We start from the raw sequence: 25,847 nt of genomic DNA, 5'->3' as shown, positions 1-25,847 counted from the left end.
ACAGGGTCCCACGCTACGGTTCCGGGCACTGTGCTCGAACCACTCGGTGACCTCACCGCCGACCAGACCCAGGTCGCCCTCGTCGTCTGCGCCGGCCTCGTCGCCCTGCTCGTGATCGCCTTCGACACCACCTGGCGGATCGCGCGCAACGTCGTGACCATCGCCCACGAGGGCGGGCACGCGCTCGTCGCCATCGCGACCGGGCGCACGATGACCCGCATCCGGCTGCACTCCGACACGTCCGGCGTGACGCTGTCGAAGGGGCGCCCGACCGGGCCGGGCATGGCCTTCACGGCCTTCGCCGGCTATCCCACCCCACCGCTGCTGGGGCTGGGCGCGGCCGCACTGGTCGCCGGCGGGGCGGTCCAGACCATGCTCGGCCTCGCGATCATGGTCCTGCTCGGCACACTGGTGCTGATCCGCAACCTGTTCGGCGTGGTGTCGGTGGTGCTGACCGGGGCCGTGGTCGCGCTCGTCATCGCCTACGGGTCGGTCACCTGGCAGTACGCGTTCGCCTGCTTCGTGACGTGGTTCCTCATCGTCGGCGGCCTGCGGACCGTGGTCGAGATGGCGCAGAAGCGCTCCCGGCTGCAGCGTCGGGGCGCGCCGACGTCCGACCCCGACCAGGTCGAGCACCTCACCGGCATCCCCGCCGGGGCGGTCGTCGCGATGTTCGCGCTGATCGGCGTGATCGCGCTGATCCTCGCGGCGAACCTGCTGCTCGCGTGGCCGCCCCTGCCCTGATCCACCGGGCCCTGATCTACCGGGCCAGCACGCAGTCGGCGCAGGTCCCGCCGCCGGGCACCTGGTAGAAGAGGCAGCACGTCCGGCGGGAGAACCCGATCCCGGTCGGGTGCGCGGGCTCCGGCCCGAACTCCCCCAGCCCGGCCAACGGCGGGTTCCCGACGACGCCCCGGGCGAGGTCGATGGTCGCTGCGCCGGTGCGCGGGCGGTCGGTGAGGATCATCCGCAGGGCGCCGCCCACCGAGGACGCGACGTTCCCCCAGAGCACCTGGTCCGAGACGCGGGCCTGGGCGCCGATCGCGGCGAGCACGGGGTCGAGGGTGCGGGCGATCTCGGCGGTGGCGGTGGCGGCGAGATCGTCGTGGTCGTCGTCGGCAGCTGCGGGGGACTCGAGCCAGAGCGGTGCGGGACCCCCGGACCAGGGGCGCCAGCGCAGGCGGCCGTGCAGCCGGGGCACGAGGCCGTGCAGCGCGGCGGCACCGAGGACGAGACCGGTGATCCGGGCGGACACCGAGAGGCCGAGCAGCGACCCGGCGACCCGGCGGGAGGCGCCGAGCTGCTCGGCGACGGCGTCGATCCGGGCGTCGAGGACCTCGCCGGCGAACTCCGGGAGCGGGCGCCAGGACGGGTCGGCGCCCTCGGTCGGGCCGGTGGCGAGCACGAAGAACCCGCCGAGGGTGTCGACGTCGGCGAGGGCGTCGGCGGCCGTCGAGGTCGGTGCCATGTCCCCATGCTCCCGGAACCACGTCGTCATGGGTGTCGGTGGTGTTCGTTAGATTCGGCCCATGCTCGAGTCCGGTCTGCGCTTCGCGTTCGCCTTCCTGCCGGCGGGCGTCGCCGTCGTCGTGGGCCTCGTCCTGGCGATCCAGCGGCGTCGGGTGCAGCCCGACGTGGCGACGCCGGCGATGTGGGGGCTCGGGCTCCAGCTCGTGGCGATCGTCGCCGGGGCGCTGGTCAACGTCATCCCGTCCTCGATCGTCCAGGGCGGCGGGAACCCGTCCACCGCCGTCACCGTGGCCACGGTGATCGCGCTGCTGGTCGCGGCCCTCACCGTCGTGTCCTGGGTCCTCATCCTCACCGCGCTCTTCCGGCGTCTGCCGGCCGTCGCGAACGCCGACGCGCCGACCACGGCCGTGCCCACCCCGCCCCCCGGCTTCACCCCGGAGCCGTTCGCCGACGACGCGCCCACCGGGCGGCACGCGCTGCTCGACGAGCACGGTCAGCAGGTGGTCGCGCAGGCCGGCGTGCGGCTGTCGCCGCAGACGGCGGGGCTCGCGGCGGGCGCCGGTGTCGTGGGCGCGGCGGGTCTCGGTGCGGCTGCGGCGGCGTCCGACCCGGATCCGTCGGCACCCGGCCCCACCGCGGACCTGCCCACCGAGGCGGTGCCGATCGTGGGCCACCGCCCGGGCCCCTCCTCTGATGACAGCAATGCGTCACCGCTTGCGTCCGGTGACAGGGAATCCGGCTCCGTCGAGGCGCCCGACCCGGGCCCGGCCGGGGTCGACGAGGCCGCCGTGGGCGGGACCCCGACCGGCGCCGAGCCGGACGACCCGGCTGCCCCGTCCTCGCCCGCCCAGGTCGCGCGCCCGACCCCGTCCCCCGTCGCCACGCCCGACCCGGGGCCCGTCGGGGTGGACGAGGCGGCCGTGGGTGGCACGCCGACCGGCGTGGACCCGTCGGCCGACGAGAACGACACCGACCTCACGCCCGTGCCGGACGCCGAGCAGGTGGCCGAGGGCGTGGACGCCGCCGCCGAGGTGGAGGTCGACGAGGCCGCGGTCGGAGGCACGCCCACCACGGCCGACGCCGACCCGGCATCGCCGTCGACGGACGGGCAGTCCCCGACCCCGTCCTCCTCCCCGTTCCCGGCCGCCCCGGCCCGTCCCTCGCCGCGGCCCCAGCCCTCGGCGCCGTTCCCCGCGGCGTCCGGCCCGACGGCCGACCGCCCGGCGGCCTCGCCCTCCGGCCCGCAGCCCGCGGGGTCGGCGCCCTCCGGCCCGCAGCCCGCGGCACCTGCGCCCTCCGGCCCGCAGCCCGCTGTCGCGCCGCCCTCCGGCCCGCAGCCCGCGGCGCCGGCGGCGTCGTTCCCGAGCCCCGCACGCCCGGCCCCGCGTCCGCAGCCCTCGCCCGGCGCGGCCACCCCCGACCGCTCCGAGACACCCACCGCGGGTGGCTCGCGCCAGGACCCGGCCGCCACCGAGCACGACGACTCCGCCGAGCCGCCCTCGGGCACTCCGGCGAGCCACCCCGGGCTCGCGGGCACGATGCGCTCGCCGCGGCCGGCTCCGTCCGCGAGCGGTTCCGACCTGTTCACTCCCTCCGCGCCGATCCCCGAGGTCGCCGACGAGGCCGTCGGCGGCACGCCGGCGGAGCCGCCGGCCCGGCAGAGCCGGTCGTCGCGGGCGCCCGTGGCGGGCTGGTTCGAGCCGGTCACCGACGGTGCCGCCGACGGATTCGGGGCGGAGAACCGGGACAACTGACGGCGCGGTGCCGCGGCTAGGCAGATGATCATGCCGAGCGCGACGGATCGGGGCGTCGCGCTCGACGTGATCAACTGTCTAGCGGGCCGCGGGTGCTGTCCCTAGGCCGACGCCTCCACGCGCCCGGCCGCCGCGTCGAGCACCCGCGCGACACCCCGGACGCTCCCCACGGCCGAGAGCATCGACCCGGGCCCGTCGAGCGGGCTGCAGGCCCACGTCACCTCGTCCTCGGCTCCGGCGTCCTCGGTCGCGCCGACGTCGCCGATCCGCACCACCGCGCCGACCGACCGCGCTCCCCCGGAGCCGCCGATCCCGGCGAGGGCCGGATCCGTGCCGTCCAGGACGGTCGTGGTCGCCAGGAGGGGGCGCCCCTCGACCGTCGCCCGGATGGACGAGGCGCACCGCCCGCCCCGCTGCCCGGCGCGCCCGAGCACGACCTGCTCCGCGACCCGCGCCGTCGCACCTGCCGCCGCCGCGATCCGCACCGACGGGGCCCACACCGCGCCGTCGCACACCACCGTCGGCTCCGGCAGCCAGGCGAAGTCGGCACCGGCCGCGAGGCGCACGTCGACCACGAAGGACGCCTCCGACCCCGGCCGCCGGCCCGGCTGCACCACCGTGGCGGCGGCGGAGTGCACGGTGAGGCGCTCCCCCGGCCCGACGTCGATCCGCAGCCCCAGCCGGTCCCCGCCCAACGGCCCGCCGCCGACGGCGACGACGTGCACCTGCCGCACCCCGGTCCGGCGCAGCACGACCGGCGGCGACGACGCCCACCGCACCCGCCCATCCAGGACCGACAGCCGCGCCTGCGCGGCGACCTCGGTCACGCGGCGACCCGGACCTGGGCGCGCACCCAGTCCACCACCTCCGGGATCGGCGCGGTCCGCACGCTCACCAGCGCGGTCGGCCTGCCGTCCCGCACACGGGCGGCGTCGGCGGCCATCCGCTCGGTGTCCGCGCCGACGAGCGGACCGAGATCGACCTTGTTGATCACCAGGAGATCGGCCCCGGCCACGCCCGGTCCGCCCTTGCGCGGCACGTCGTCCCCGCCCGCGGTGTCGATGACGAAGATCTGGCGGTCGATCAGGCCGTAGCTGAAGGTCGCGGTGAGGTTGTCCCCGCCGGACTCGACGAGCACCAGGTCGGGATCGAATCGCTCGACCAGGTCCTCCACGGCGTCGAGGTTCGCCGTCACGTCGTCGCGGATCGCGGTGTGCGGGCAGCAGCCGGTCCGCACCGCGACGATCCGCTCGGGGTCGAGCACCGCCTCCCGGCGCAGGAAGTCGGCGTCCTCGGTGGTGTAGATGTCGTTCGTGACGACGGCGACCGACAGCTCGTCGCGCAGCACCCGGCACAGCGCCGCGACCAGCGCCGTCTTCCCGCATCCCACCGGCCCGCCGATCCCGATACGGACCGCGCGCCCGGGCTTCGGGTGGTCGTGCACGCCGCCGGACAGGTCGTGCTCGTCGAGTCTATGAAGCAAAGAGGGCCCCCTCGGATCGGGCGTGCAGGACGGCGAGCACCTCCGGCAACGGCGTCGTCGCGGTGGGCAGCAGGTCGGGGTCGTCCGCGAGCGCGGCCGCCGTCCCGGCGTCGGAGGCCTTCCCGACGACGGGTCCGTGCTCGGCCAGGGCACGGGCGTGGACACCGGCGAGGGCGAGCGGGTCGAGGCCGAGGAGACGGACGGCGGCGGAGCACACCTGGCCCACGAGGTGGTGGACGGCGAGCGCGGCGGCGTCGTGGGGAGTGCCGGCGGCCGCGGCGGCCGCCACGCCGAGCACGAGCGCCTGGTGCGGGCGGGTGCCGAGGCCGTCGACGGCGGCCGCCGGCCAGGCGGCACGCACCGTGCGCAGCATCGCCCGACCCTGCTGGCGCGACACCTCGCGCAGGGCCGCGACCGGCGTACGGGCCGAGATCGCGGTGTCCCAGGGCGCCCAGTCGACCGATCGCTCCCCGCGTGAGGGGACCCCTCGTGCGACAGGAGCGCTCGCATCCTCCCCTCGCGCCCGCGGCGTCCCGACGAGGGCGCACGCCGCAGCGGCCGCGGCGGCCGTGACCAGACCGGTCGTCGGGACCCTCCCGGCGAGCCACGATGCGACATCGGCCGGAGCGCGGACGAGGCCGTGGCGCACCGCCGCCTCGATGCCGCCGGAGTGGGCGTGCCCGCCGGTCGGCAGCCGCGAGTCGGCGAGCAGCCAGAGCTCCGGTGCGGGCACGCGGTCACCGTAGACGGCCCGTGTTACCGGCAGATTCCCCGGCAGCCCGCGCTGCATCCGGGCATGATCACGTCGAAGGGACCGTGGTGGCCGGATAGAAGATCGACATCAGCCACCTCCGCCCCGCCGGCGTGATCACGGACGAGCAGGGCGGTCACCCGAACAGCGTCGGCGCACCGAGCCCCTCGTGGTCGAGCAGGGCGCGCTTGCGCTCCATGCCCCCGCCGTAGCCGGTGAGGGACCCGTTCGCGCCGATCACCCGGTGGCACGGCACGACGATGCTGACCGGGTTCTTCCCGTTCGCCAGGCCCACCGCTCGGACGGCGGTGGGCGCGCCGATCGCCGTGGCCAGGTCGCCGTAGGTCCGGGTCTCGCCGAACGGGATGGTGCGCAGGGCCGACCACACGCGCGACTGGAACTCCGTGCCCCGCAGGACGACGTCGACGGTGAACTCCCGCAACGCCCCGTCGAAGTAGGCCGCCAGCTCCTCCCGCGCGGCCGGCACCGCGTCGGCGACCCGCTCCCCCAGCGCCTCGGCGCCCGGCCCGTGGCGGTGGTCGGTCATGTAGAGCCCCGACAGCACCCCGTCGTCGGCCCGCAGGGTCAGCGGGCCGAGCGGGCTGTCCATGATCGAGTGCGTGACCGCCATGTGAGGTGGCCTCCGGCCCTGTGAGTAGTAGTCCGTGCTCTGACACGGAAAAGTACTCACGAGGCCGAAGGCCACCTAGAACAGGAAGTACCGCTGGGCCATCGGCAGCTCGCGCACCGGGTCGGGGTCGACGACCGTGCCGTCGATCGTCACCGTGAACGTCTCCGGGTCGACGCGGATGTCCGGGGTCGCGTCGTTCTGCGGCATGTCGACCTTCGCCACGCCGCGGGTGGACCGCACCGGGACGAACCGGCGCGACACGTCCACGTCGGGCGGGGTGACGCCGGGCGCCGTGAAGAAGACGGACGACGCCGCCGGGGCGGCCCCCATCGCGCCGAACATCGGGCGGGACAGCTCGGGCTGTGGGGTCGGGATCGAGGCGTTGGCGTCGCCCATCCGGCCCCAGGCGATCATGCCGCCCTTGACGACGACCTGCGGACGGACGCCGAAGAACGCCGGGTCCCACAGCACGAGGTCGGCGAGCTTCCCGACCTCCACCGACCCGACCTCGCCGTCCAACCCGTGCGCCACCGCGGGGCAGATCGTGTACTTGGCGACGTAGCGCCGCGCGCGGTCGTTGTCGTCGCCGGACGCGGACACCCCGGTGAGCCCCGTGACGCGTCGTCGGGCCGCGTGCGCGGTCTGCCAGGTCCGCAGCACGACCTCCCCGACCCGCCCCATCGCCTGCGAGTCCGAGCCGATCATCGAGATGGCGCCGAGATCGTGGAGCAGGTCCTCCGCGGCGATCGTCGACGCCCGGATCCGCGACTCGGCGAACGCCAGGTCCTCCGTGATCGACGGCGAGAGGTGGTGGCAGACCATGAGCATGTCGAGGTGCTCGTCGACGGTGTTCACGGTGTGCGGGCGGGTCGGGTTGGTCGACGACGGGAGCACGTGCGGCTGCCCGGCGACCGTGATGATGTCCGGCGCGTGCCCGCCCCCGGCACCCTCGGTGTGGTACGCGTGGATCGACCGGCCGGCGATCGCGCCGAGCGTCGAGTCGACGTAGCCCGCCTCGTTGAGCGTGTCGGTGTGCAGCGCGACCTGCACGCCCGTCTCGTCGGCCACCCGCAGGGCCGCGTCGATCGCGGCCGGGGTCGCGCCCCAGTCCTCGTGCACCTTGAACCCGGACGCGCCCGCCGCGACCTGCTCGCGCATCGCCTCGAGCCCCACGGTATTGCCCTTGCCGAGCAGCGAGACGTTCAGCGGCACCGCGTCCAGCGCGGTGAACATCCGCGCGAGCCACCACGCGCCCGGCGTCACGGTCGTCGCCTTCGTGCCCTCGGCCGGGCCGGTGCCGCCGGCGATCCACGTCGTGATGCCGGAGCCGAGCGCCTCGGGGATCTGCTGCGGGCTGATGAGGTGGACATGGCAGTCGACCCCGCCCGCCGTCAGGACGAGGCCGTTCCCGGCGAGGATCTCCGTGGACGGGCCGATCACGAGCTCCGGCGAGACCCCGTCCATGGTGTCCGGGTTGCCGGCCTTGCCGAGCCCGACGATCCGTCCGTCGCGCACGCCGACGTCGGCCTTCACGACCCCCCAGTGGTCGAGCACCAGTGCCCCGGTGATCACCAGGTCGGCCGCACCCTCGGACCGGGTCGCGCGCGACTGCCCCATCGACTCGCGGATGACCTTCCCGCCGCCGAACACCGCCTCGTCCCCGCCGCGCGGGCCCCGCGAGCGGTCCTCCTCGACGCGGATCGTCAGGTCGGTGTCGGCCAGGCGGACACGGTCGCCCGTCGTCGGGCCGAAGAGCGCCGCGTAGCGGTCGCGCCCGACGCTCCAGCCACTGCTGGTGCTTCCCGACGACCACTCGGTGCCAAAGGGATCGGCCACGTCCAGACGCCCGCCCGGGAACGACCCCCGCCCGCCGAGCGCCACGAGGTCGACGTCCTTCTCGACACCGGGCTCGAACCGCACCGAGGTCCCCGCCTGGATCGCCAGGCGCATCCCGGACGCGGCCGCGCGGTCGAACGCCAGCGCCGGGTTCGTCGACGCGAAGTGCATGTGCGAGCCGACCTGGATCGGCCGGTCGCCCGTGTTCGTCACGGTCAGCGAGAGCGTCCGAGCTCCCTCCCCCGCGACGATGTCGCCGTCGCCGGGGAGGATCGCACCGGGGCCGGTCACTGGATCGGCTCGTGCACGGTGACGAGCTTCGTGCCGTCCGGGAACGTCGCCTCCACGGCCACGCTGGGGACCATCTCCGGCACGCCCTCCATGACGTCGTCGCGGGTCAGCACGTGCTGCCCGTCGGCCATGAGTTCGGCGACCGACCGCCCGTCGCGGGCGCCCTCGAGGATCCAGGAGCTCAGCAGGGCGACCGCCTCGGGGTGATTGAGCCGCAGGCCCCGCCCCCGACGTTCCCGGGCGAGGTTCGCCGCCACGTGCAGCAGCAACTTCTCCTGTTCGTGGGGCGACAGCAGCACCCTGGGCTCCTCCCGGTCGGCGTCGCGGCGAGATTACGGGGACGCCGGCAGGACGTGGGCTCCGCTGCGGTCGGTGGACAGGCACAGCGAGCAGACGTGGCCGCTCCCCGTGCCGGACGCGGTCATGTCCGGACGCTCGAAGTCCTGGTCGCAGACCTGGCAGTGCAGCGTCTCCGCCGAGGGATTGCCGTACTCGTCGAGCAGGGGCGAGTCGATCCCGTCGTCGGGACGGCGCAGGTAGTACCTCCCCTTCGTGGCGATCGCGAGGATCGGCGGCAGGACGAAGGCGAGCACGATGGCGACCAGGGGCGAGTACGGCGCGATCGTCGCCCCGAGCCCGCCGAAGAAGGCGACGATCGAGACGCCCGCCGAGACGATCATCGAGACGAACCCGACCGGGTTGACGTCGTAGATCATCCCGCGCCGGAACTCCGGCTGCTTCGGGGAGAGGCCGAGGACGTACTTGTTGATCGCGATGTCGGTGGCCACGACGACCACCCACGCCATGCCGCAGTTGGCGTAGAAGCCGAGGATCGTGTTGAGGAAGTCGAACATGTTGGCTTCCATCAGGATCAGCGCGATCGCCAGGTTCACGCCGAGGAACACGAGCCGGCCCGGGTAGTGCTTGGTGACGCGGGTGAACGAGTTCGTCCAGGCCAGGGAGCCCGAGTACGCGTTCGTCACGTTGATCTTGATCTGGCTGATCACGACGAGGATCACCGCGAGGGTGAGCGCGAGCCAGCCCGGCAGGATGTCGTTGTAGATCACGACGAACTGGCGCACGGGCTCGTTCGCGAACTCCGACGCACCCGCGACGTTGGCGAGCAGGTACACCGCGAGGAAGAGGCCCACCACCTGCTTCGCCGCCCCGAAGATGACCCAGCCAGGGCCGGCGAGCACCACCGCGGTCCACCAACGACGGGAGTTCGCGGGCGTCTTCGGCGGCATGAACCGCAGGTAGTCGATCTGCTCGGCGATCTGCGCGATCAGGGAGAGGCAGACCCCGGCGGCGAGGAAGACCGCGCCGAGCGACGGGGTCCCCTGCCCCTGTTCACCCTGGTAGGCGAAGAACGTCTGCACCGACTCCGGGTGGCTGAGCAGCAGGTAGACGAACGGCGCGACCATGAGGACGAGCCACAGCGGCGTCGTCCAGAGCTGCAGTTTCGAGAGCAGGCTCATCCCGTAGACGACCAGCGGGAAGATGATGACCGTCGAGAGGGCGTACCCCGCCCACAACGGCAGGCCGAGCCCGAGTTCGAGGCCCTGCGCCATGATCGAGCCCTCGAGGGCGAAGAAGATGAAGGTGAACGTCGCGAAGATGATGTTCGTGACGACGGACCCGTAGTAGCCGAAGCCGCTGCCCCGGGTGATGAGGTCGAGGTCGAGGTTGTAGCGCGCGGCGTAGTAGGCCAGCGGGAACCCCGACAGGAAGATGACGACCGCGAACACGCCGATCCCCCAGAGCGCGTTCACCGTGCCGTAGGAGATGCCGATGTTGGCGCCGATCGCGAAGTCGGCGAGATAGGCGATCCCGCCGAGGGCGGACGTCGCGACGACGCCGGTCGACCATTTCCGGTAGCTCCGTGGCGCGAACCGGAGGGTGTAGTCCTCCAGGGTCTCGTTGGCCTTCGCCGGAGCTGCCGCCGCCGGAGCCTGCACGTCCTGCGACATCCGCACCACCCCTTCCGCCCGCCACCCCGTTCGAGTGGTGGCGCGGTGAAGCCTGGGTGAGCCCGATGAGGTCAGCTTTGCCGCGGTGTCACGGGGTGGTTAACGGCGGGCGGGGCGCAGTGCTCCTCGTGGTCGGCGTGCTCGGGCGTCTCGATCTGCAGCGTGGAGTGCTCCAGGCCGAAGCGGTCGCGCAGCGCCGCGGCGGCCCGGTCGAGCACGCTGCCGTGGTCGGAGCGACCCTCGCAGTGCGAGGTGGTGCCGTCGTCCACGACGAGGTGCGCCGACGCGGCCGGGGTGCGGTCGGAGATGACCCACACGTGCAGGTCGTGCACCTCCCGCACGCCGGGCACGGCGAGCAGGGCCGCCCGCACCTCCTCGACGTCCATGCCCGCCGGCGCACCCTCGAGCAGGACGTGCGCGGTCGTCGAGAGCAGCGCGACGGTGCGCGGGACCAGGATCGCGACGATGACCAGCGAGGCCACGACGTCGGCGTAGGGCCAGCCGGTGAGCAGGAGGACGCCCGCGGCGACCATCACGGCCACCGACCCGAGCGCGTCGCCGAGGACGTGCAGCGCCGCACCGCGGACGTTGAGCGAACCGCTCCCGCCGGAGAGGACGGCCAGGGAGATCAGGTTCCCGACGAGGCCGACCGCACCGAAGACGAGCAGCGCCAGCCCGGGCACTTCCGGCGGCGTGTCGGCGAGCAGCCGCTCGACCGCCTCGACCGCGACCCACACGGTGACGGCGAGCAGGGCCAGAGCATTCACGGCGGCGCCGAGCACCTCGCTGCGCCCCAGCCCGAACGTGCGGCGGGCGCTCGGCGGACGCTGCGCGAGCCGCGCGGCCACGACGGCCGTGACGAGCGCGGCCACGTCGGTGACCTGGTGGCCGAGGTCGGCGAGCAGCGACAGGGAGCCGGTGATCCAGGCCCCGATCGCACCCGAGACGAGCACGAGCGCCGTGACCACGAGGGCGATCGTGAGCCGGCGCCCGTCGGCGCCTGCCCCGTGCCCGTGGCCATGTCCGTGCCCGTGATCGTGCCCCATGACCCGGACGATACATGCACGCATGCGCATGTGGGGCTTGCGCTTCATCACGCGTTGAAACTCGTCCGGAACCGACCCATCACCCTTCCGTGATCGTTTCGTTACCCGCGGTGTGACTGCGTCCGCGGTCGCGTCAGGACATCGGGGGAAGGACGCACCGGATGGGCAAGCACCGCATTCGACTGGGACGACGGACGGTTGCCGCACTCGCGGCAACCGGGGCACTGGTGATCGGCGGCACCTCCGCCGCGCTGCTCGGGTCGAGCAGCGCCGCGCCGCTCGACCTGCTGCCGATCGCGACACCCGCGAACACGACCTACGTCCTGCCGGACCTGATTCCGTTCGAGGACAACGGCTCGAAGGGCGCGGGGAAGGGCGAGGTCTCCGACGAGTACGGCGCGCCGGCCGGCGGCGGTAAGGCGGCTTTCCGCCTGTCGACCCCCACGGGCGACGACAAGGCGAGCTACGCCGCCCCGGCCCAAGGGGCGGAGACCGACCTGGCGAACTGGATCGCGACCGGGGCCTACTCCGCCTACCAGGGCGCCGCCGACACCGCGTTCCAGTTCCCGAGCCTGCAGCTGATCGTCGACTTCAACGGCGCCGAGACCGGAGGCTTCGCAACCCTCTTCTACGAGCCGGTCTACAACGCGGGCGCCAGCACCGCGCCGGACCAGTGGAACCGCTACCAGGCCGGGGCCGGTCGGTGGTGCTCGACGAAGGTCATCCCCGGCGTCCTCGCGGACAACCAGGCATTCTGCGCCAACGGCGGCGACAAGCCGCTCACGGACTACGTGACGGGAGCACCCGACCTCGTCGTGCAGGGCGTGGCCATCAACCAGGGCAGCGGTAACTCCGGCCTGGAGTCGGCGGTCGACCTGATCACGACGCCGAGGACCACCTACGACTTCGAGCTGACGAAGCCGACCACCCCGGTCGACCCGACCACGCCGCCCACCACGCCGCCCACCACCGAGCCCGGCAACGGCGGCGGCAACAACGGCGGCAACAACGGCCACCCGGGCAACAACCACGGCAACAACGGCCACCCGGGCAACAACGGTGGCGGCAACAGCGGGGGCCACGGCAACAACGGCGGCGACTGCGTCTGCGGCTGACCCCCACTCCCCGCCGCGAGAGGTACATGGGGCAGGTTCCGAAGCTCCGGAACCTGCCCTGTGTGCACCTCGGCGGTCGGGCCGCACGCCGCAGGACAGGCCCGTCTCGCGAGAGGCACACCATGCAGGACCCGCGGCCCCGGAACCTGCCCTGTGTCCCACTCAAGGAAGAGTCCGGTCCGTAGGGTGCCGCCCGTGACCGTGATGGATCTCGCCCGGGCCGAGCGCACCGAGTTCACCGACCTGCTCGCGGGGCTCACCGCGGAGCAGTGGGAGGCGCCCAGCCTCTGCGCGGGCTGGACGGTGCGCCAGGTCGTCGCCCACACCATCAGCTACGACGAGCTGTCCTGGGCGGACCTTGGACGCCGGCTCCTCCGGGCCGGCGGGAACCCGGACGGCGCCAACGCGCTGGGCGTGGAGGAGTACGGCCGACGCTCACCCGACGAGCTCGTCGCACTCCTGCGGGCCCACCTCACCCCGCAGGGTCTGACCGCCGGGATGGGCGGACGCATCGGTCTGGTCGACGGGCTCATCCACCAGCAGGACGTCCGGCGCCCGCTCGGGCTGCCGCGCTCCATCCCCGAGGAGCGACTCCGCCCGGCACTGACCCTCGCACTGTTCGCTCCGCCGATCCGCGGCGTCCTCGGCGTCCACGACCTGCGGCTCGAGGCCACGGACATCGCCTGGTCCTTCGGGCCCGTCACCCGCCGGCGCGGCACGGTGCGAGGACCGGCCGAGGCGCTCGTGATGGCGATCGCCGGGAGGCCGGTCGCCGATGAGCTCGAGGGCGACGGTGTCCCGGTCCTCGCCCCTCGACTCGGTTGATCGTTCAGATCGAGATCGTCGGACCGAGCGTCAGGCTCGCAGTTCCTCGGTGCTCCGCGACGAGCCGGTAGGTCCCGTCGTCGAGGACGAACTCCGCGACGGACCCGTCCGGGTCAACGATCACGTAGTACGGGATGCCGACCTCGGCGTACTCGGCGAGCTTCGCCACCCGGTCGGTCCGTCCCGAGCCAGGTGAGACGACCTCGAGCACAGCGACGAGGTCCCCCCGGCGGGCGCGGGCACGGTCCGCCACGAGGTCGGTCGGGAGGACCGCGACGTCGGGCACGCGCACGGTGGCGGGGCCAACGGAGTCGACGACGAGCTCGATCTCGGGCAACGCGGTCAGACCGTCCGGGAGCTGGGTCCGCAGTTGTCGGCACAGCTCGAACACCAGCTCCTGGTGCCGGAACGCCGGGCGAGGGCTGACGACCAGCACGCCCTCCACCAGCTCGCACCGCGCGGAGGTGTCCTCGGGCAGGGCCTCCCACTCGGCCAGGTCGATCAGGTGGTCCGGCGGGACGGTCACGGTCATCTCACCTCCTCGGACGCAGCCGATCGTCCCACGGTTCCCGCCGGACGAAATCCGTCCCGACCCGTCGTCGGCCGGAGTTGGCTGGCCCCGTGCACCTGATCTTCCGCCGCGTCACGGCCGACGACTTCCCGCTCATCGGGCGCTGGCTGGACGAGCCGCACGTGGCGCGATGGTGGGCGCACGACCCGAGCCCGGAGGCGGTCGAGCGGGACTTCGGACCGACCCTGCGCGGCCAGGAACCGGCCGAGGACCTGATCGCCGAGCTCGACGAGCGTCCCCTCGGCCTCTGTCAACGCTCCTTCTGGCACGCGTACCCGGAAGAGGTCGAGGAGTTCGCGAGCCAGATCGACGTCCCGACGGACGCGATGACGATCGACTACCTGATCGGCGACCCGGCCGACGTCGGCCACGGTCTCGGCACCGCGTTGATCCGCGCCCTCGCCGCCGACACCTTCGCCGCCCATCCGGACTGCGGCGTCCTGCTGGTCCCGGTCGTGGCCGGCAACCCCGCGTCCTGGCGGGCGTTGGAGAAGGCCGGGTTCCGGTTCGTCGGCGAGGCGCTCGCTGCGCCCGACAACCCGGTCGATCCCCCGGACCACCGCGTCTACCGCCTCGAGCGGGGGGCCGGTCAGCGATCGACCTCCCCGGGCTCCACGAGACCGGACTCGTAGGCGAGGACGACGGCCTGGACCCGGTCGCGCAGGTCCAGCTTGCGCAACAACCGGTTCACGTGGGTCTTGACCGTGCCCTCGCTGAGGAACAGGGTCCGGGCGATCTCCGCGTTGGACAGGCCGCGCGCCACGAGGCGGAGGACCTCCGACTCACGGTCGCTGATGTGCGCGAGTACGTCCCGGGCGGCCATGGCCGGCGACGGGCGCGACACGAAACGTTCGACCAGCCGACGGGTGATCGACGGATCGAGCAGCGACTCCCCCGCCGCGACCACCCGCACGGCGTGCACCAGGTGTTCCGGTGGAGAGCTCTTGAGCAGGAACCCGCCGGCACCGGCGCGCAGGGCGTCGTACACGTGGGCGTCCTGGTCGAACGTGGTCAACATCAGCGCCTTCGTCCCGGCCGACGAGCGGACGATCCGGCGCGTGGCCTCGAGCCCGTCGAGGCGCGGCATGCGGACGTCCATGAGGACCACCGCGGGGCGGAGATCGACGACGAGCCGGACGGCCTCCGCCCCGTCGGCGGCCTCGCCCACGACGACGAGATCGCCCTGGGCCTCGAGGATCATCCGGATCCCACCGCGGACCAGGGCCTCGTCGTCGGCGACCACGACGTCGATCACACCGGGGCACCGATCCGGGGCAGACGGGCCCGCACCACCCAGCCGCCGTCGTCGCGCGGTCCGGCGACGAAGTCGCCGTCGAACACCGCCACCCGCTCGCGCATCCCGATCAGCCCGAGGCCGGAGCCCGGCGTGCCGACACCGCCGCCTCCGCGTCCCTGGTCGTCGACCTCGACGGTGATCTCGTCCGGTGCGTAGTGCAGCCGGACCACCACGTCCTCCCGGGACCCGTGCCGCAGCGCGTTGGTCAACGCCTCCTGCACGATCCGGTGCACGGTGAGCGCCAGGCTCGGTGCGACGTCGTGGTCGCTACCGAACGTCACGACGGTGACGGGGAGCCCGCCCGCGCGGGTGCGCTCGACCAGATCGGCGACGCCGGTCCCCTGCAGCCCGCCGTCCGGTCCGTCCGCCGGGCGGAGCAGCCCCAGCAGTCGATGCATGTCGTCCAGCGAGCGGCGGCCGTTGTCCTCCACGGCCAGCAGGGCAGCCGTGACCGCCGGCTGGTCGTCGCTCAGCACCTGACGAGCCGCGCCCGCCTGGAGCGTCATGACGCTGATGCCGTGGGCGACCACGTCGTGGAGCTCCCGCGCGATCCGCGTCTGCTCCTCACGGACCGCCCGGCGCGCGCGTTCCTCCTGGTCCCGTACCGCGACAGCCGCCTCCACGCGACGTTGCTCCGCGTGCTCGCGCCACCGCCGAGCTCCTCGACCGAGGCCCCAGATCCCGACGAAGATGGCGGCGTTCCCGACGAGGTCGGCGACGCTCGTCTCCTCCCAGAAGAGGACGTCGTAGACGTGTACCCCGATCAGCACCCCGGCCAGCCCGACGCACGCCGCCACACGCTCGCTGCGGAGGGCGACCGAGTGCGTCACGACCATGAGCGCGAGGAACCCGCCGACGACCCCTGCCGCCCCGAGGGGCGTCTGCGCTGCCATCGCCGCAGCGCAGATGAGGGCGGCGCCGAGTGGAGCCGACCGGCGTAGACCCACCGCGAGGGTCGCGAGGAGGAACGTCAGCCGCTGGGCCCACTCCGGCCCCTCGACGACCTCGGCGAGCGAGAGTTCGACCTGCGTGGCGACAGTGAGGACGACCGCGAGGAGCACGTCGACGACCGGGGCCCGCACACGGTCCCAGCGCTCGGTCATGCGGCGGACGCTAACCGGACGAACCACGCGCGTCATCCATCCGTGGAGGTAGTGCCGCACACCTGGAGGCCGACGACTGCACCCCGTCCGTCCGGGTCGTCGTGCCCGTCGGTCGACGTCCGCACGGGCCGATGGTTCCTAGCGTCGGCATGGCCGGTTGACCTCACGAAAGGGTCCGACATGACCACCTCGACGCGTACGTCAGCACTCGCCCCTCGGCTCGCCCTCGGAGGCGCCGCCCTCCTCCTCATGTGGACCGCGGACGTCGTCGGGCTCCTGGTCGGGCCGGAACACCGCGTCGACGGGGGCGATCTCATCGTGATGTCGATCCAGACCGCAGTCGCCGTCGCGGTGTGGGCCGTCGTCCTGCTCCTGGCCCGCGAACCGGACGCCGGGAACCGTGCGGCTCCGGGCGCCGTCGTGACCGGGGCGCTCGGCACCCTCGGCTGCGCCGTCTTCTGGACCGGGGTGCCCCTGGTCCTCGGGATCGGGGCGGTGCTGCTCGGCCGGCTGGCGACGACGCGCGCCGACCAGGGGGCGGGCCGACTGTCGCTCGCCCGCACCGGCCTCACCCTCGGGGTCCTCGCGATCGTGCTCTGGCTGGCGGCCTTCGTGTTCGTCCAGGACTGGTGAGCCCGTCGCTCCGCCCACCTCCGCACTAACATGCGCCGGTGCCCGAGAACCCCTGGATCGCCGTCACCGGAGGCACCGCCGGACCCGGCTACGCGGAACGGTTCGCGACGATGGCGGCGGAGGGCGCCGACCTGCACGGCGAGGCCCGGCGGGTCCACGAACTGCTCGGCGCCTGCCCCGGGGACGTGCTCGACGCCGGGTGCGGGACGGGCCGCGTCGCGATCCACCTCGCCGGGCTCGGGCACCGCGTGGAGGGCGTCGACCTCGACGTCTCCATGCTCGACGAAGCCCGCGCGGCCGCGCCGCACCTCACGTGGCACCTGCGCGACCTGACCGCCCTCGACCTCGGCCGCCGTTTCGACCTCGTGGTCGGCGCAGGCAATCTCTGGCCGCTGCTGACGCCGGGGACGCACGCGCGCGTGGTCGCCCGCCTGGCCGCCCACCTGCGGCCGGGCGGGCTGCTCGTGCTCGGGTTCGGGCTCGACGACGAGCACGTCCCGTTCACCCTGCCCGACGGCGTCCCGTTCCCCGACCTGCACGCCTACGACACGGCCGCCGTCGGCGCCGGCCTGCAGCTGCTCACGCGCACCGCGGACTGGGACGGCGTCGAGCCGTACGCCGGTGGCGGCTACGCGGTGAGCGTCCACCGCCGAGGGAGCACCACCCCGTGAACGGCCTCGCCCTGCTCGTCGTCCTCGTCGTCTCGCTGGCGGTCACCGCCCTCGCCGACCGCTTCCGCGTCTCGTCGCCCCTGCTGCTCGTCCTGGTCGGGCTCGTGCTGTCCTTCGTCCCGGGCATCCCGAACGTGCCGCTGAACCCCGACCTCGTCCTCTTCCTCGTCCTCCCGCCGCTGCTCTACTCGGCGGCGCTGGAGTCCTCCGCGCTGCGCATCCGGGAGAACCTCAACCGCATCGGCCAGCTCGCGTTCGGGTTGGTCATCTTCACGACGGCGGTCGTCGGTCTCGTCGCGTGGTGGGTCGTCCCGGGCCTCCCGCTCGCGAGCGCACTCGTCCTCGGGGCGGTGGTCGCACCGCCGGACGCGGTGGCCGCCGCGTCGATCGGGCGCCGCCTCGGCCTCAACCGCCGCATGATGACCGTCCTCGAGGGCGAGAGCCTGCTCAACGACGCGACGGCGCTGACCCTGTTCCGGGTGCTCCTCGCGGTCGCCCTCGGCACCGGCGCGTCGCTCTGGGAGGGCATCGGCGAGTTCGTCCTCGCCGCCGCGGGCGGCATCGCCATCGGGGCCGTCGCGGGCTGGGTGATCCACCGCGTGCGGCTGCGGCTCGGCGACTCGTCGCTGGAGAGCGCGGTCGGTCTCGTCGTCCCGTTCGCGATCTACCTGCTCGCGGAGGAGGTCCACGCGTCCGGGGTGCTCGCCGTCGTGATCGCCGGGCTCTACCTCGGGCACAAGTCCAACGAGGGCGGGTTCGCCACCCGCATCCAGGACCAGGCGGTGTGGAAGGCGCTCGACCGGCTGCTCGAGGCACTCGTCTTCGCGCTGATCGGGCTGCAGCTGGCGGTCGTCGTCGCCGACCTGCGCATCTCCTTCGCCGTCGTCGCGTGGTCCTCGGTCGCCGTGCTCGCCGCCACGATCCTCGCCCGGTTCGCCTGGATGTTCCCGACGATCTACCTGCCGCGGCTCCTGCCCAAGGTCCGGGCGCGGGGACCGGCGATGCCGGCCCGGGTGCCCCTGGTGCTGTCGTGGGCCGGGATGCGGGGCGTGGTGACGCTCGCCGCGGCCTTCACCATCGACCCGCTGATGCCGGGCCGCGACATCGTGCTGTTCCTGGCCTTCGTCGTGACGGTCGGGACGCTCCTCCTGCAGGGCCTGTCGCTCCCCTGGGTCATCCGCCGGCTCAACGTCTACGACACCGGCGCCCAGGCCGACACGCTCAAGGAGGCCGCCGCGAAGCAGGCGGCCGCCGAGCACGCGCTGGCCCGACTCGAGGAGCTGACCGGGACCGACGACGACCGCACGCCCGACCACGTCACCGACCAGCTCCGCTCCTGGGCCGAACAGCGCTCCAACGGCGCCTGGGAACGGCTCGGCCGCCCCGCCGAGGAGATCGGCGAGTCGCCCTCGGTGGCGTTCGTCCGGCTGCGCCGCGCCATGCTCGACGCCGAGCGCCAGACCTTCGTCCGCTTCCGCGACATGGGACGTCTGGAGGAGACCGCGATGCGCGAACTCCTCCGCGAGCTGGACTACGAGGAGGCCATGCTCGACCGCTGATTCCCGACGACGGGCTGCGCTCGGGTGGTGTACCGCGCCCGAGGCGTTGCGCAGCGCACACGGTCAGGCGCGCCGGTGCCCCCGCACTCCCGCGTTGCGCGGCGCACACGGTCAAGCCCGCCGGTGCCCCCGCACTCCCGCGTTGCGCGGCGCACACGGTCAAGCCCGCCGGTGCCCCCGCACTCCCGCGTTTACGCGGCGCACACGGTCAGGCCCGCCGGTGCCCCCGCACTCCCGCGTTGCGCAGCGCAACGCGCGGCCCGACACGGGTCGTCACCCTCCACCGTGTGCGTCCCGCAACATGATCCGCCCCCCAGGTCCTTCATCCCGACCGTGTGCGGCACGCAACCCGACCCGCGCGGCAGGTCCGCCGGCCCGACTGTGTGCGTCCCGCAACCCACCCTGGGGGCTCCGTCCCCGGACGACTCGATCGTCCGGTCCCTCAGGGTGCGGCCGCAGCACTAGGGTGCGTCGGGTGAGCGGCGCCGATCCCCTGCTCGACAGCCTGCGGGCCGCCGTCACGGCGGCGCCGGAGGACACGACGCTGCGGCTGCACCTCGCCGGGCTGCTGCTCGACGCGGGCGAGCAGCCGGAGGCGGTCACGCACGTCGCCGCCGTGCTCGGGCGGGAGCCCGGGAACCCCGAGGCCACCGCCCTGATGGCGCGCGCCCTCGCGCCGCCCGCCGCGCCCCGACCGCCCGAACCGCCCCGCCCCGTCGTCGGGAAGCCCGCCTTCGACTGGGCGGCGGCCGAGGCCGAGGTCAGCGACGTCGTCGGACCGCGGTTCGCGCCCGAGGACGAGGCACCGGAGCCGGTCGGCGTGCACCCGCCCACCGGGAGCGGTCGCTTCGCGGTGGAGCGCCCGGACCTGCGGCTGGCCGACGTCGGCGGGATGGACGCGGTGAAGAAGCGGCTGGAGGCCGCCTTCCTGGCGCCGCTGCGCAACGAGAAGTTGCGGGCCTTGTACGGCAAGAGCCTGCGCGGCGGGCTGCTGCTCTACGGGCCGCCGGGATGCGGCAAGACGTTCTTCGCGCGAGCGCTCGCGGGTGAGCTGGGGGCGGGCTTCCTCGCCGTCGGCATCCACGACGTGCTCGAGCAGTGGGCCGGCACCTCCGAGCGGAACATGCACGACGTCTTCCTCGCCGCCCGCGCGGCCGCCCCCTGCGTCCTGTTCTTCGACGAGCTCGACGGCATCGCGCAGAAGCGCTCGGCGGTGGTCGGTGGGGTGCTGCGCCAGGTGATCACGCAGATGCTCGCCGAGCTCGACGGGGTGTCGGCCGACAACGAGGGCGTGTTCGTCCTGGCGGCGAGCAACATGCCGTGGGACGTCGACCCGGCCCTGCGCCGACCGGGACGGTTCGACCGGACGGTCCTCGTGGTGCCCCCGGACGACCATGCCCGCCGCGCCATCCTGGAGTACCACCTGCGCGACCGGCCGGTGGAGAACGTGAAGCTCAAGCCCCTCGTGGCCCGCACCGAGGGGTTCTCCGGCGCGGACCTGGCGCACCTCTGCGAGGCGGCGACCGAGCACGCCCTGCTCGACTCGGTGAGCACCGGCACCGTGCGGATGATCAGCCAGGACGACCTGCTCGCGGCAGCGGCCGAGATGCGGCCCTCGACCGGGCCGTGGTTCACCACCGCCCGGCAGGTGGCCCTGTACGCCAACGGCGACGGGTCCTACGACGACCTCGCCGCCTACATGAAGCGCCACAAGCTGCTGTGAGCGGCGAGGCCCGGCGGCGGGCGGGTCTGCTGGTCGACGCCCGCCAGTACGACCTCGCCCGCCCCGAGATCGTCCGCGCGCTCGCCGAGGACCCGGACGACGCGGCGGCCTTCCACGTGCTCGCGCTGCTGGAGCAACGGACCGGGAACCACGACGAGTCGCTGGCCGCGCTCGACCGCGCGGCGGAGCTCGGCCTCCCGCCGACCGCCCACCTCTACACGCGCCTCAACACGCTGTACCACGCGCGCCGCTTCCCGGAGGCGGTCGCGACCGCCGACGAGCTGCTCCGCCACGACCCGCAGCACGTCCTCGCGCACGTCCTGCTCGCCCAGATGCTCGGCGGGGAGGGCCGCGCCGACTACCACCGGGCCCGCGCGCACGGTGAGCAGGCCGTCGCGCTCGCCCCGGAGAACGACCACGCCCACTACGCCCTCGGGCAGGTCCTCGCCTCGACCCACGGCCGGTGGGGTGCCCGGGCAGCCCTGCCGCACCTGCAGCAGGCGGTGCGCCTCAAGCCCGACGACCCGGCCAACCTCAACGCCCTCGGGGTCGTCGAGCTGACCCTCGCGCGCTCGCGCCGTGCCCTGCGCTCCTTCGCGTCGGCCCTCGCGATCGACCCCACGCTGGAACCGGCGGCCTTCAACGTGCCGCTCGCCATGCTCGGGCTGGTGCGCCGCGCGGGTCTCGTGCTCGCCGTGCTGTTCCTCGCGGCGGCCGTCGTCGGCGTCGCGCTCGCCCCACGGCTCCCGACGTCGGCCGCGGGCGCCTCGACGGGCGCGGGGGCGCTCGGGCACGGGGCGGCGGTCGTGGCGGTGCTCGCCGTCGTGGGGCTGGTCGCCGCGTGGCTGCGCCGCGCGATCCCGGACTCGCTGCGGCCGGCGGCCGCCCGGGCGTGGCGGCGGGACCCGGTCGTCGCGCCGCTCGTGGTGTCCGCGATGGTGACGGCGGCCCTCGCCGTGGTGCTGGTCGCCCTGCCGGTGCCGAACGGGGTGCACGTCCCGCCCCTGCTGCTGCTCGGGCTCGTCGTGCGGCTGGTCGCGGTGCTCGTCAGCCGGGCCCGGACCGCGCGCTACGGGCGGGACCGGGCCACGGAGCGGGCCGAGCTGTGGCGGCCGCCGCCCAGGCGTCCGCCACGACCCGACGTCACACCGTCCTGACGACCTCCTGGAACTCCATGTCCATGCCGGCCTGGGCGAAGTTGTCGAGGTCGGCGACCGCCTTCTGCCCCGCCTCGGAGCCGAGCGACGCCTGCGCGGCCTCCTTCGAGTCCCAGTCCAGGACCGCGATCAGCGCGTGCGCCGGCTTCGAGCCGTCCGGCGTCTCACACACCCCCCAGGTGAACGCCCGGAGGTCCGGCAGGTCGTTGGCCAGCGGAGCGTGGACGTCGCGGTAGTGCGCGACGAACTTCTCCATGTCGGCGGGGTGGTGGTAGCTGGCGGTCAGGCGGTACATCGGTGGACCCTCCCTGCGCGGAATTCCGTGTGCGCTGCAACACAACCAGCCCGACCCGCCGTCGGGAAAGGGGTCAGCGGCGAACGGTGACGATCGGGTTCCGGGTGCTCGCCGCCGCCTCGCCCGGCTCGGTGTCCGGGACGAACAGCCGCCAGTCCCCGCTGACCATCGTCGGGTGGTCGATCACCCGGGCGCCATCGGCGTAGTAGGTCGCCCCCAGCACCATGCGCGGGGTCGTCGTGTGGTTCGCGCCGGCGGTGTGGAAGCACAGCGTCGAGTGGAAGCTGACGTCGCCGAGGGCGAACGGCTCGTCGTGCACGACGACGCCCGCGTCCCGCAGCGCCTCCGAGACGCGCAGGTCGTAGGAGGTCCCGACCTTGTCGAACGGCACGTCCTCGACCAGCCGCCAGGTGTCCATGCCGCGCGCGAACGAGAGCGGACCCATCGCGGCGGGCACGGGCTGCAGCGGCATCCAGGTGGAGATGACGTCGTGGGAGTCGAGCGGGAAGTGGTGGGCGTCGTAGTGCCACGGCGTCCGGCCCGCGCCGGGCTCCTTGCAGAGCGCGCTGTCGTGGTAGAGCCGCAACGTGTCGTGCCCGAGGAGGGCGGCGCAGATGCCGGCGATCCGCGGCGACAGCACGGCCGCGCGGACCAGCGGGTCCTCCAGCCACATCATCTCGCGGGCACGCAGGGCGGACCCGGTCGTCGTCGCGAGCAGGTCGGTCAGGCGGCGGCGCAGCACCTCGGCGGCGCCCGGGGACACCACCCGCGGGAGGACGACGAAACCGTCCGCGGCGAAGGCGCCGGCCGCGCCGACGGGCAGGTCGTAGGGCTCGGCGAGCTCGGCGATCACCGCGTCGTCGTCGGGCAGCGGGCCCGGATCCGCAGCGGGCACGTCGACGAGCTCGGCCGGGGCCCCGCCCTCGGCGAGGGACATGTACCAGTCCCACCACTGCTCGTTGTCACCGTCCCAGGCGGGGGCGACGTCGTCGGGGGCACCGGCCGCGGTGGCTTCGCTGAGGTGCGGGTTCATGCGGGTCTCTCCCATGTGAGGACGTGGACGACCTGGGTGAAGCGGTAGCCGTCGTCGCCGGCCCGGCCGGCGAGGTACTCCCCCACCGCGCCCTCGGACTCCATGCGCTCGAGGGGGACCGAGTCGTCGAACACGCAGCGCTGCAGGAACCCCTCGATCACCCGCCGGTCGGGGTGGCCGACGTCGTAGCGGATCGGGGCGACGGCGGGCTCGACGCCCGCCGCGACGAGGGCCTCGCGCACCTGCTCGGCGGTCGTGAACGGCACCGCGTCCGGGGCGAAGGTGGCGCGGAAGGCCTCTGCGAAGCGCAGGTAGTGCGAGTCCGCGGAGGCGTGGACGATCGCGCCGAACCCGCCGGGACGCTGCGCCTCGACCATCCGGGCGATCCCGACCCCGATCTCGGTGGGCGGGACGGCGTAGAGGGCGTGCGTCGCCCACGCGACGTCGAACCCGCCGACCTCGGCGGGGAGATCCTGGATGCGGACCTCGTGCTCGGCCCGCACGGTGAACGGGGCCGCCAGCACGGAGCGGGCCTCGGCGATCGAGAACGACGAGGGGTCGAGCAGATCGATCTCCACCCGGAGGTCGCCGACGGCGTCGGCGAGGCCCTGCCGCTGCAGCTCGGCAGGGAACTTGCCGCTGCCGCAGGCGACGTCGAGCACGGTGACCGCACCGCCGCGGGCGTGGTCGCGAAGGTCGGCCGCCCAGTCCCGGGCGGCGACCATCTGGCGGTAGTCCTCGGTGGCGAGCGCGTAGAACGCCTCCATGCCCGCCCGGCCCTCCTCGGCCCAGTGGGCGAGGCTGCGTTCCTCCGTGGTGCCCTGCTGCGGCATGGGTGCGCGCCTCCGTAGGTGCCGTGATGCCTGCTCCCGAACAGAACCACGTCCCCGGGGGTTCGGCAGGGCGAACCCAGCCCGGCTCAGCGGCGGAGGCGGCCGACGATCCTGGTGGTGAGCGGATCGAGGAACAGGGTCAGCAGGGCGAGGTAGCCCACGGCCGGGACGACCAGGACGAGCACCAGGGCGAGCACGATGTCGACGGTGGCGGCGAACGACCCGGTGACGAACGCCTCCGGCGGCCGGCGGGGGTCGTCGTGGGCGAGCGCCGTGCGACGCATGAGCACCGCCATCGCGGTGAGCAGACCGGTGGCGAGCGTCAGCACACCGATGTAGGTGCGCAGGACGAACGGGTCCGGGCCGTAGGTCGAGGTCAGCTGGGTGGTGAACGGCAGGAGGACCACCGTCAGCACCCAGAGGAGGTTGAGCAGCACCAACAGCGGGGTGAGACGCCCGCCGAACCCGAACAGGCGGTGGTGGACCAGCCAGAGCCGCCCGATCACCGCGAAGCTCAGCAGGAAGCTGCCGAACACCGGGAGGTTGTCGCGGATGAGGTCGAACGGCGGACCGGCCGGGCGGTCGTCGGCGGGGACGAGATCGGTGAGCTGGAGGACGAGCAGCGTCAGCGCGATGGCCACCGACGCGTCGACGAAGGCGACCATCCGCTCCTGGCCCGGCAGGGCCTCCGGGTCCGGCTCGTCCTCCGGGTTCACAGCAGGTCCGTCACATGGCCCGTCTCGTTCACCGACCGCACCTTGCGGCGCCCCGAGCGCGAGACGAGCACCCGGCTCAGGCTCACGTGGTCCAGCGGGAACGTCAGCGGCCGCGCCAGGCCCAGCTCGAGGGCGAGGAACAGGTTGATCGTGCCCGCGTGGCAAACGACGAGCACGGTCTCCCGGCCGGCGTCGGCGTGTCGGGCGACGATCCGGTCGAACGCCCCCCGGACGCGGGCCGTGAAGGCGCCCACGTCGACGAACTCGGGCAGGAACCCCTCCTGGATCCGTTCCCAGTCGGGGTCGTCGGACCCGAGCCGCTGGTGGACCGGGGTGTAGGACGGCCGGCCGACGTCGAACTCCGCCAGGTCCTCGTCGACGACCGGGGTGAGGCCGAGCGCGTTCGCCGCCGGCTCGGCGGTCTCCTGCGCGCGCCGCATCCCCGAGACGACGATCTCGGTCACCTTCTCGCCGGTGTTGTTCGCCGCCCACCAGCCGAGCGCGCTGGCCTGCACGCGCCCGCGCGGGGACAGCTCCGGGTCGGCGGCGGAGCCGTCGGGGGCCGCCACGGCCGCGACCGGCTCGGCGTGCCGGACGAGGACGAGCTGCATCAGGAGGCCGGGACGTGGTCGCCGTGACCCGCGGCACGCAGCCCGGCCCGGATCCGCTCGGCCTGGTCGTCCATCGCCGCCGGGTCGGGGTCGGACGCGGCCTGCGTGAAGTCGAACGCCTCCAGCCCCCACGCAGGGTGGACGTGGACGTGCAGGTGGGGCACCTCGAAGCCCGCGATCATGAGGGCGACCCGCGGGGGCTCGAAGACGTCGCGGATCACGGTGCCGATCGTGCGGGCGGTCGCCATGGCGTGCTCGAAGAGCCCGGTTGGCGCGTCGATCCACTGGTCAATCTCCTCGCGCGGCACCACGAGGGTGTGGCCGGGCCCCAGCGGGTTGATCGAGAGGAACCCGACGACCTGGTCGTCGGACCACACGAAACGCCCGGGGATCTCGCCGTTGATGATCTTGGTGAAGACGGTCGCCACGCGGCGGAGCCTAACGACCCGGGGGTGTCGGTGGGGGCCGGTAGC

28 protein-coding genes are annotated in these 25,847 nt (G+C 73.8%); 10 read left to right on the top strand and 18 right to left on the bottom strand.

Translation table 11 applies throughout. The features are described from left to right. Positions 1 to 30 precede the first annotated feature (30 nt). Positions 31 to 744 (top strand): M50 family metallopeptidase, encoded by a 714-nt coding sequence (locus tag ACQPYX_RS13770; protein WP_433803474.1) that lies wholly within the window; start codon positions 31 to 33, stop codon positions 742 to 744. 16 nt (positions 745 to 760) lie between these two features. Here ACQPYX_RS13770 and ACQPYX_RS13765 read toward each other — a convergent pair whose 3' ends face one another. Next, positions 761 to 1,468, bottom strand: a complete 708-nt coding sequence (locus ACQPYX_RS13765) for a (2Fe-2S)-binding protein (protein ID WP_433803473.1) — start codon at positions 1,466 to 1,468, stop codon at positions 761 to 763. 61 nt (positions 1,469 to 1,529) lie between these two features. Between ACQPYX_RS13765 and ACQPYX_RS13760 the strand changes: the two genes are divergently transcribed. After that, complete coding sequence (locus ACQPYX_RS13760) at positions 1,530 to 3,224, top strand: hypothetical protein (RefSeq protein ID WP_433803472.1); 1,695 nt, start codon at positions 1,530 to 1,532, stop codon at positions 3,222 to 3,224. 101 nt (positions 3,225 to 3,325) lie between these two features. On the opposite strand, the gene ACQPYX_RS13755 is transcribed toward ACQPYX_RS13760, so the two are convergent. The 8 genes from ACQPYX_RS13755 to ACQPYX_RS13720 all read right to left on the bottom strand — a co-directional run bounded on the left by ACQPYX_RS13755 (position 3,326) and on the right by ACQPYX_RS13720 (position 11,232). Further along, positions 3,326 to 4,051: an urease accessory protein UreD gene (locus tag ACQPYX_RS13755; RefSeq protein WP_433803471.1), complete on the bottom strand. Its 726-nt coding sequence runs from the start codon at positions 4,049 to 4,051 to the stop codon at positions 3,326 to 3,328. Continuing rightward, a complete protein-coding gene (ureG, locus tag ACQPYX_RS13750; RefSeq protein WP_433803470.1) occupies positions 4,048 to 4,707 on the bottom strand; it encodes an urease accessory protein UreG in 660 nt (219 codons plus the stop codon). Before ureG ends, ACQPYX_RS13755 begins: the two co-directional genes overlap by 4 nt. After that, positions 4,697 to 5,440: an urease accessory protein UreF gene (locus tag ACQPYX_RS13745; RefSeq protein WP_433803469.1), complete on the bottom strand. Its 744-nt coding sequence runs from the start codon at positions 5,438 to 5,440 to the stop codon at positions 4,697 to 4,699. The genes ureG and ACQPYX_RS13745 overlap by 11 nt, the downstream gene beginning before the upstream one ends. Before the next feature lie 154 nt (positions 5,441 to 5,594). Next, a complete protein-coding gene (locus ACQPYX_RS13740) occupies positions 5,595 to 6,089 on the bottom strand; it encodes a methylated-DNA--[protein]-cysteine S-methyltransferase (RefSeq protein WP_433803468.1) in 495 nt (164 codons plus the stop codon). 75 nt (positions 6,090 to 6,164) lie between these two features. Further along, complete coding sequence (locus tag ACQPYX_RS13735) at positions 6,165 to 8,216, bottom strand: urease subunit alpha (protein ID WP_433803467.1); 2,052 nt, start codon at positions 8,214 to 8,216, stop codon at positions 6,165 to 6,167. Next, the gene (locus tag ACQPYX_RS13730) at positions 8,213 to 8,515 is read right to left on the bottom strand and encodes an urease subunit gamma (RefSeq protein WP_018331582.1); all 303 of its coding nucleotides are present in this window, start codon (positions 8,513 to 8,515) and stop codon (positions 8,213 to 8,215) included. The genes ACQPYX_RS13735 and ACQPYX_RS13730 overlap by 4 nt, the downstream gene beginning before the upstream one ends. A gap of 33 nt (positions 8,516 to 8,548) precedes the next feature. Beyond that, complete coding sequence (locus tag ACQPYX_RS13725) at positions 8,549 to 10,186, bottom strand: purine-cytosine permease family protein (RefSeq protein WP_433803466.1); 1,638 nt, start codon at positions 10,184 to 10,186, stop codon at positions 8,549 to 8,551. A gap of 71 nt (positions 10,187 to 10,257) precedes the next feature. Continuing rightward, positions 10,258 to 11,232 (bottom strand): cation diffusion facilitator family transporter, encoded by a 975-nt coding sequence (locus tag ACQPYX_RS13720; RefSeq protein WP_433803465.1) that lies wholly within the window; start codon positions 11,230 to 11,232, stop codon positions 10,258 to 10,260. A 227-nt stretch (positions 11,233 to 11,459) separates the two neighbouring features. Here ACQPYX_RS13720 and ACQPYX_RS13715 point away from each other — a divergent pair, with 227 nt between their 5' ends. Further along, positions 11,460 to 12,347, top strand: a complete 888-nt coding sequence (locus ACQPYX_RS13715) for a hypothetical protein (protein ID WP_433803464.1) — start codon at positions 11,460 to 11,462, stop codon at positions 12,345 to 12,347. Positions 12,348 to 12,551: 204 nt separating this feature from the next. Next, a complete protein-coding gene (locus tag ACQPYX_RS13710) occupies positions 12,552 to 13,172 on the top strand; it encodes a maleylpyruvate isomerase family mycothiol-dependent enzyme (RefSeq protein WP_433803716.1) in 621 nt (206 codons plus the stop codon). 4 nt (positions 13,173 to 13,176) lie between these two features. Here the strand turns inward: ACQPYX_RS13710 and ACQPYX_RS13705 are convergent, their stop codons facing one another. After that, positions 13,177 to 13,704, bottom strand: a complete 528-nt coding sequence (locus ACQPYX_RS13705; RefSeq protein WP_433803463.1) for a Uma2 family endonuclease — start codon at positions 13,702 to 13,704, stop codon at positions 13,177 to 13,179. Between the two features lie 89 nt (positions 13,705 to 13,793). On the opposite strand from ACQPYX_RS13705, the gene ACQPYX_RS13700 reads away from it, so the two are divergent. Further along, entirely contained in the window at positions 13,794 to 14,375 is a 582-nt protein-coding gene (locus ACQPYX_RS13700; RefSeq protein WP_433803462.1) for a GNAT family N-acetyltransferase, read from the top strand. On the opposite strand, the gene ACQPYX_RS13695 is transcribed toward ACQPYX_RS13700, so the two are convergent. Both ACQPYX_RS13695 and ACQPYX_RS13690 read right to left on the bottom strand, forming a co-directional pair. Next, positions 14,333 to 14,998, bottom strand: a complete 666-nt coding sequence (locus ACQPYX_RS13695) for a response regulator (RefSeq protein ID WP_433803461.1) — start codon at positions 14,996 to 14,998, stop codon at positions 14,333 to 14,335. The two genes, ACQPYX_RS13700 and ACQPYX_RS13695, sit on opposite strands and share 43 nt — an antisense overlap. Next, positions 14,995 to 16,143 carry a sensor histidine kinase gene (locus tag ACQPYX_RS13690; RefSeq protein ID WP_433803460.1) on the bottom strand — a complete coding sequence of 383 codons (1,149 nt, stop codon included), beginning with the start codon at positions 16,141 to 16,143 and terminating at the stop codon, positions 14,995 to 14,997. The genes ACQPYX_RS13695 and ACQPYX_RS13690 overlap by 4 nt, the downstream gene beginning before the upstream one ends. 180 nt (positions 16,144 to 16,323) lie before the next feature. Here ACQPYX_RS13690 and ACQPYX_RS13685 point away from each other — a divergent pair, with 180 nt between their 5' ends. From ACQPYX_RS13685 to ACQPYX_RS13665, 5 genes are all read left to right on the top strand, one after another. Beyond that, on the top strand, positions 16,324 to 16,776 hold the full coding sequence (locus ACQPYX_RS13685; RefSeq protein ID WP_433803459.1) for a hypothetical protein: 453 nt from the start codon (positions 16,324 to 16,326) through the stop codon (positions 16,774 to 16,776). 38 nt (positions 16,777 to 16,814) lie between these two features. After that, on the top strand, positions 16,815 to 17,447 hold the full coding sequence (locus ACQPYX_RS13680; protein ID WP_433803458.1) for a class I SAM-dependent methyltransferase: 633 nt from the start codon (positions 16,815 to 16,817) through the stop codon (positions 17,445 to 17,447). Then, positions 17,444 to 19,006 (top strand): Na+/H+ antiporter, encoded by a 1,563-nt coding sequence (locus ACQPYX_RS13675; RefSeq protein WP_433803457.1) that lies wholly within the window; start codon positions 17,444 to 17,446, stop codon positions 19,004 to 19,006. Before ACQPYX_RS13680 ends, ACQPYX_RS13675 begins: the two co-directional genes overlap by 4 nt. A 475-nt stretch (positions 19,007 to 19,481) precedes the next feature. Next, positions 19,482 to 20,729, top strand: a complete 1,248-nt coding sequence (locus ACQPYX_RS13670; protein ID WP_433803456.1) for an ATP-binding protein — start codon at positions 19,482 to 19,484, stop codon at positions 20,727 to 20,729. Further along, entirely contained in the window at positions 20,726 to 21,886 is a 1,161-nt protein-coding gene (locus tag ACQPYX_RS13665; protein WP_433803455.1) for a tetratricopeptide repeat protein, read from the top strand. The genes ACQPYX_RS13670 and ACQPYX_RS13665 overlap by 4 nt, the downstream gene beginning before the upstream one ends. Here ACQPYX_RS13665 and ACQPYX_RS13660 read toward each other — a convergent pair. The 6 genes from ACQPYX_RS13660 to ACQPYX_RS13635 all read right to left on the bottom strand — a co-directional run bounded on the left by ACQPYX_RS13660 (position 21,873) and on the right by ACQPYX_RS13635 (position 25,802). Continuing rightward, entirely contained in the window at positions 21,873 to 22,181 is a 309-nt protein-coding gene (locus ACQPYX_RS13660) for an EthD family reductase (RefSeq protein WP_433803454.1), read from the bottom strand. The genes ACQPYX_RS13665 and ACQPYX_RS13660 overlap by 14 nt on opposite strands. A gap of 73 nt (positions 22,182 to 22,254) precedes the next feature. After that, positions 22,255 to 23,214, bottom strand: coding sequence for a phytanoyl-CoA dioxygenase family protein (locus tag ACQPYX_RS13655; RefSeq protein WP_433803453.1), 960 nt, complete (start codon positions 23,212 to 23,214; stop codon positions 22,255 to 22,257). Continuing rightward, on the bottom strand, positions 23,211 to 24,047 hold the full coding sequence (locus ACQPYX_RS13650; RefSeq protein WP_433803452.1) for a class I SAM-dependent methyltransferase: 837 nt from the start codon (positions 24,045 to 24,047) through the stop codon (positions 23,211 to 23,213). Before ACQPYX_RS13650 ends, ACQPYX_RS13655 begins: the two co-directional genes overlap by 4 nt. A gap of 86 nt (positions 24,048 to 24,133) precedes the next feature. After that, positions 24,134 to 24,763, bottom strand: a complete 630-nt coding sequence (locus tag ACQPYX_RS13645; RefSeq protein WP_433803451.1) for a TMEM175 family protein — start codon at positions 24,761 to 24,763, stop codon at positions 24,134 to 24,136. Beyond that, entirely contained in the window at positions 24,760 to 25,374 is a 615-nt protein-coding gene (locus ACQPYX_RS13640) for a histidine phosphatase family protein (RefSeq protein ID WP_433803450.1), read from the bottom strand. Before ACQPYX_RS13640 ends, ACQPYX_RS13645 begins: the two co-directional genes overlap by 4 nt. Next, on the bottom strand, positions 25,374 to 25,802 hold the full coding sequence (locus tag ACQPYX_RS13635; protein WP_433803449.1) for an HIT family protein: 429 nt from the start codon (positions 25,800 to 25,802) through the stop codon (positions 25,374 to 25,376). The genes ACQPYX_RS13640 and ACQPYX_RS13635 overlap by 1 nt, the downstream gene beginning before the upstream one ends. Positions 25,803 to 25,847: the final 45 nt, after the last annotated feature.

The sequence above is a fragment of the Actinomycetospora sp. CA-084318 genome (assembly GCF_050955885.1).
In the GTDB taxonomy this organism is placed as follows: domain Bacteria; phylum Actinomycetota; class Actinomycetes; order Mycobacteriales; family Pseudonocardiaceae; genus Actinomycetospora.
This window is presented reverse-complemented; position numbering and strand designations above follow the sequence as displayed.

Excerpts from the sequence above, each read along its gene's own strand:
- ACQPYX_RS13765 (WP_433803473.1), bottom strand. The coding sequence starts at position 1,468 with ATGGCACCGACCTCGACGGCCGCCGACGCCCTCGCCGACGTCGACACC.
- ACQPYX_RS13760 (WP_433803472.1), top strand. The coding sequence starts at position 1,530 with ATGCTCGAGTCCGGTCTGCGCTTCGCGTTCGCCTTCCTGCCGGCGGGC.
- ACQPYX_RS13740 (WP_433803468.1), bottom strand. The coding sequence starts at position 6,089 with ATGGCGGTCACGCACTCGATCATGGACAGCCCGCTCGGCCCGCTGACC.
- ACQPYX_RS13725 (WP_433803466.1), bottom strand. The coding sequence starts at position 10,186 with ATGTCGCAGGACGTGCAGGCTCCGGCGGCGGCAGCTCCGGCGAAGGCC.
- ACQPYX_RS13720 (WP_433803465.1), bottom strand. The coding sequence starts at position 11,232 with ATGGGGCACGATCACGGGCACGGACATGGCCACGGGCACGGGGCAGGC.
- ACQPYX_RS13710 (WP_433803716.1), top strand. The coding sequence starts at position 12,552 with ATGGATCTCGCCCGGGCCGAGCGCACCGAGTTCACCGACCTGCTCGCG.
- ACQPYX_RS13705 (WP_433803463.1), bottom strand. The coding sequence starts at position 13,704 with ATGACCGTGACCGTCCCGCCGGACCACCTGATCGACCTGGCCGAGTGG.
- ACQPYX_RS13690 (WP_433803460.1), bottom strand. The coding sequence starts at position 16,143 with ATGACCGAGCGCTGGGACCGTGTGCGGGCCCCGGTCGTCGACGTGCTC.
- ACQPYX_RS13685 (WP_433803459.1), top strand. The coding sequence starts at position 16,324 with ATGACCACCTCGACGCGTACGTCAGCACTCGCCCCTCGGCTCGCCCTC.
- ACQPYX_RS13660 (WP_433803454.1), bottom strand. The coding sequence starts at position 22,181 with ATGTACCGCCTGACCGCCAGCTACCACCACCCCGCCGACATGGAGAAG.
- ACQPYX_RS13655 (WP_433803453.1), bottom strand. The coding sequence starts at position 23,214 with ATGAACCCGCACCTCAGCGAAGCCACCGCGGCCGGTGCCCCCGACGAC.
- ACQPYX_RS13650 (WP_433803452.1), bottom strand. The coding sequence starts at position 24,047 with ATGCCGCAGCAGGGCACCACGGAGGAACGCAGCCTCGCCCACTGGGCC.
- ACQPYX_RS13640 (WP_433803450.1), bottom strand. The coding sequence starts at position 25,374 with ATGCAGCTCGTCCTCGTCCGGCACGCCGAGCCGGTCGCGGCCGTGGCG.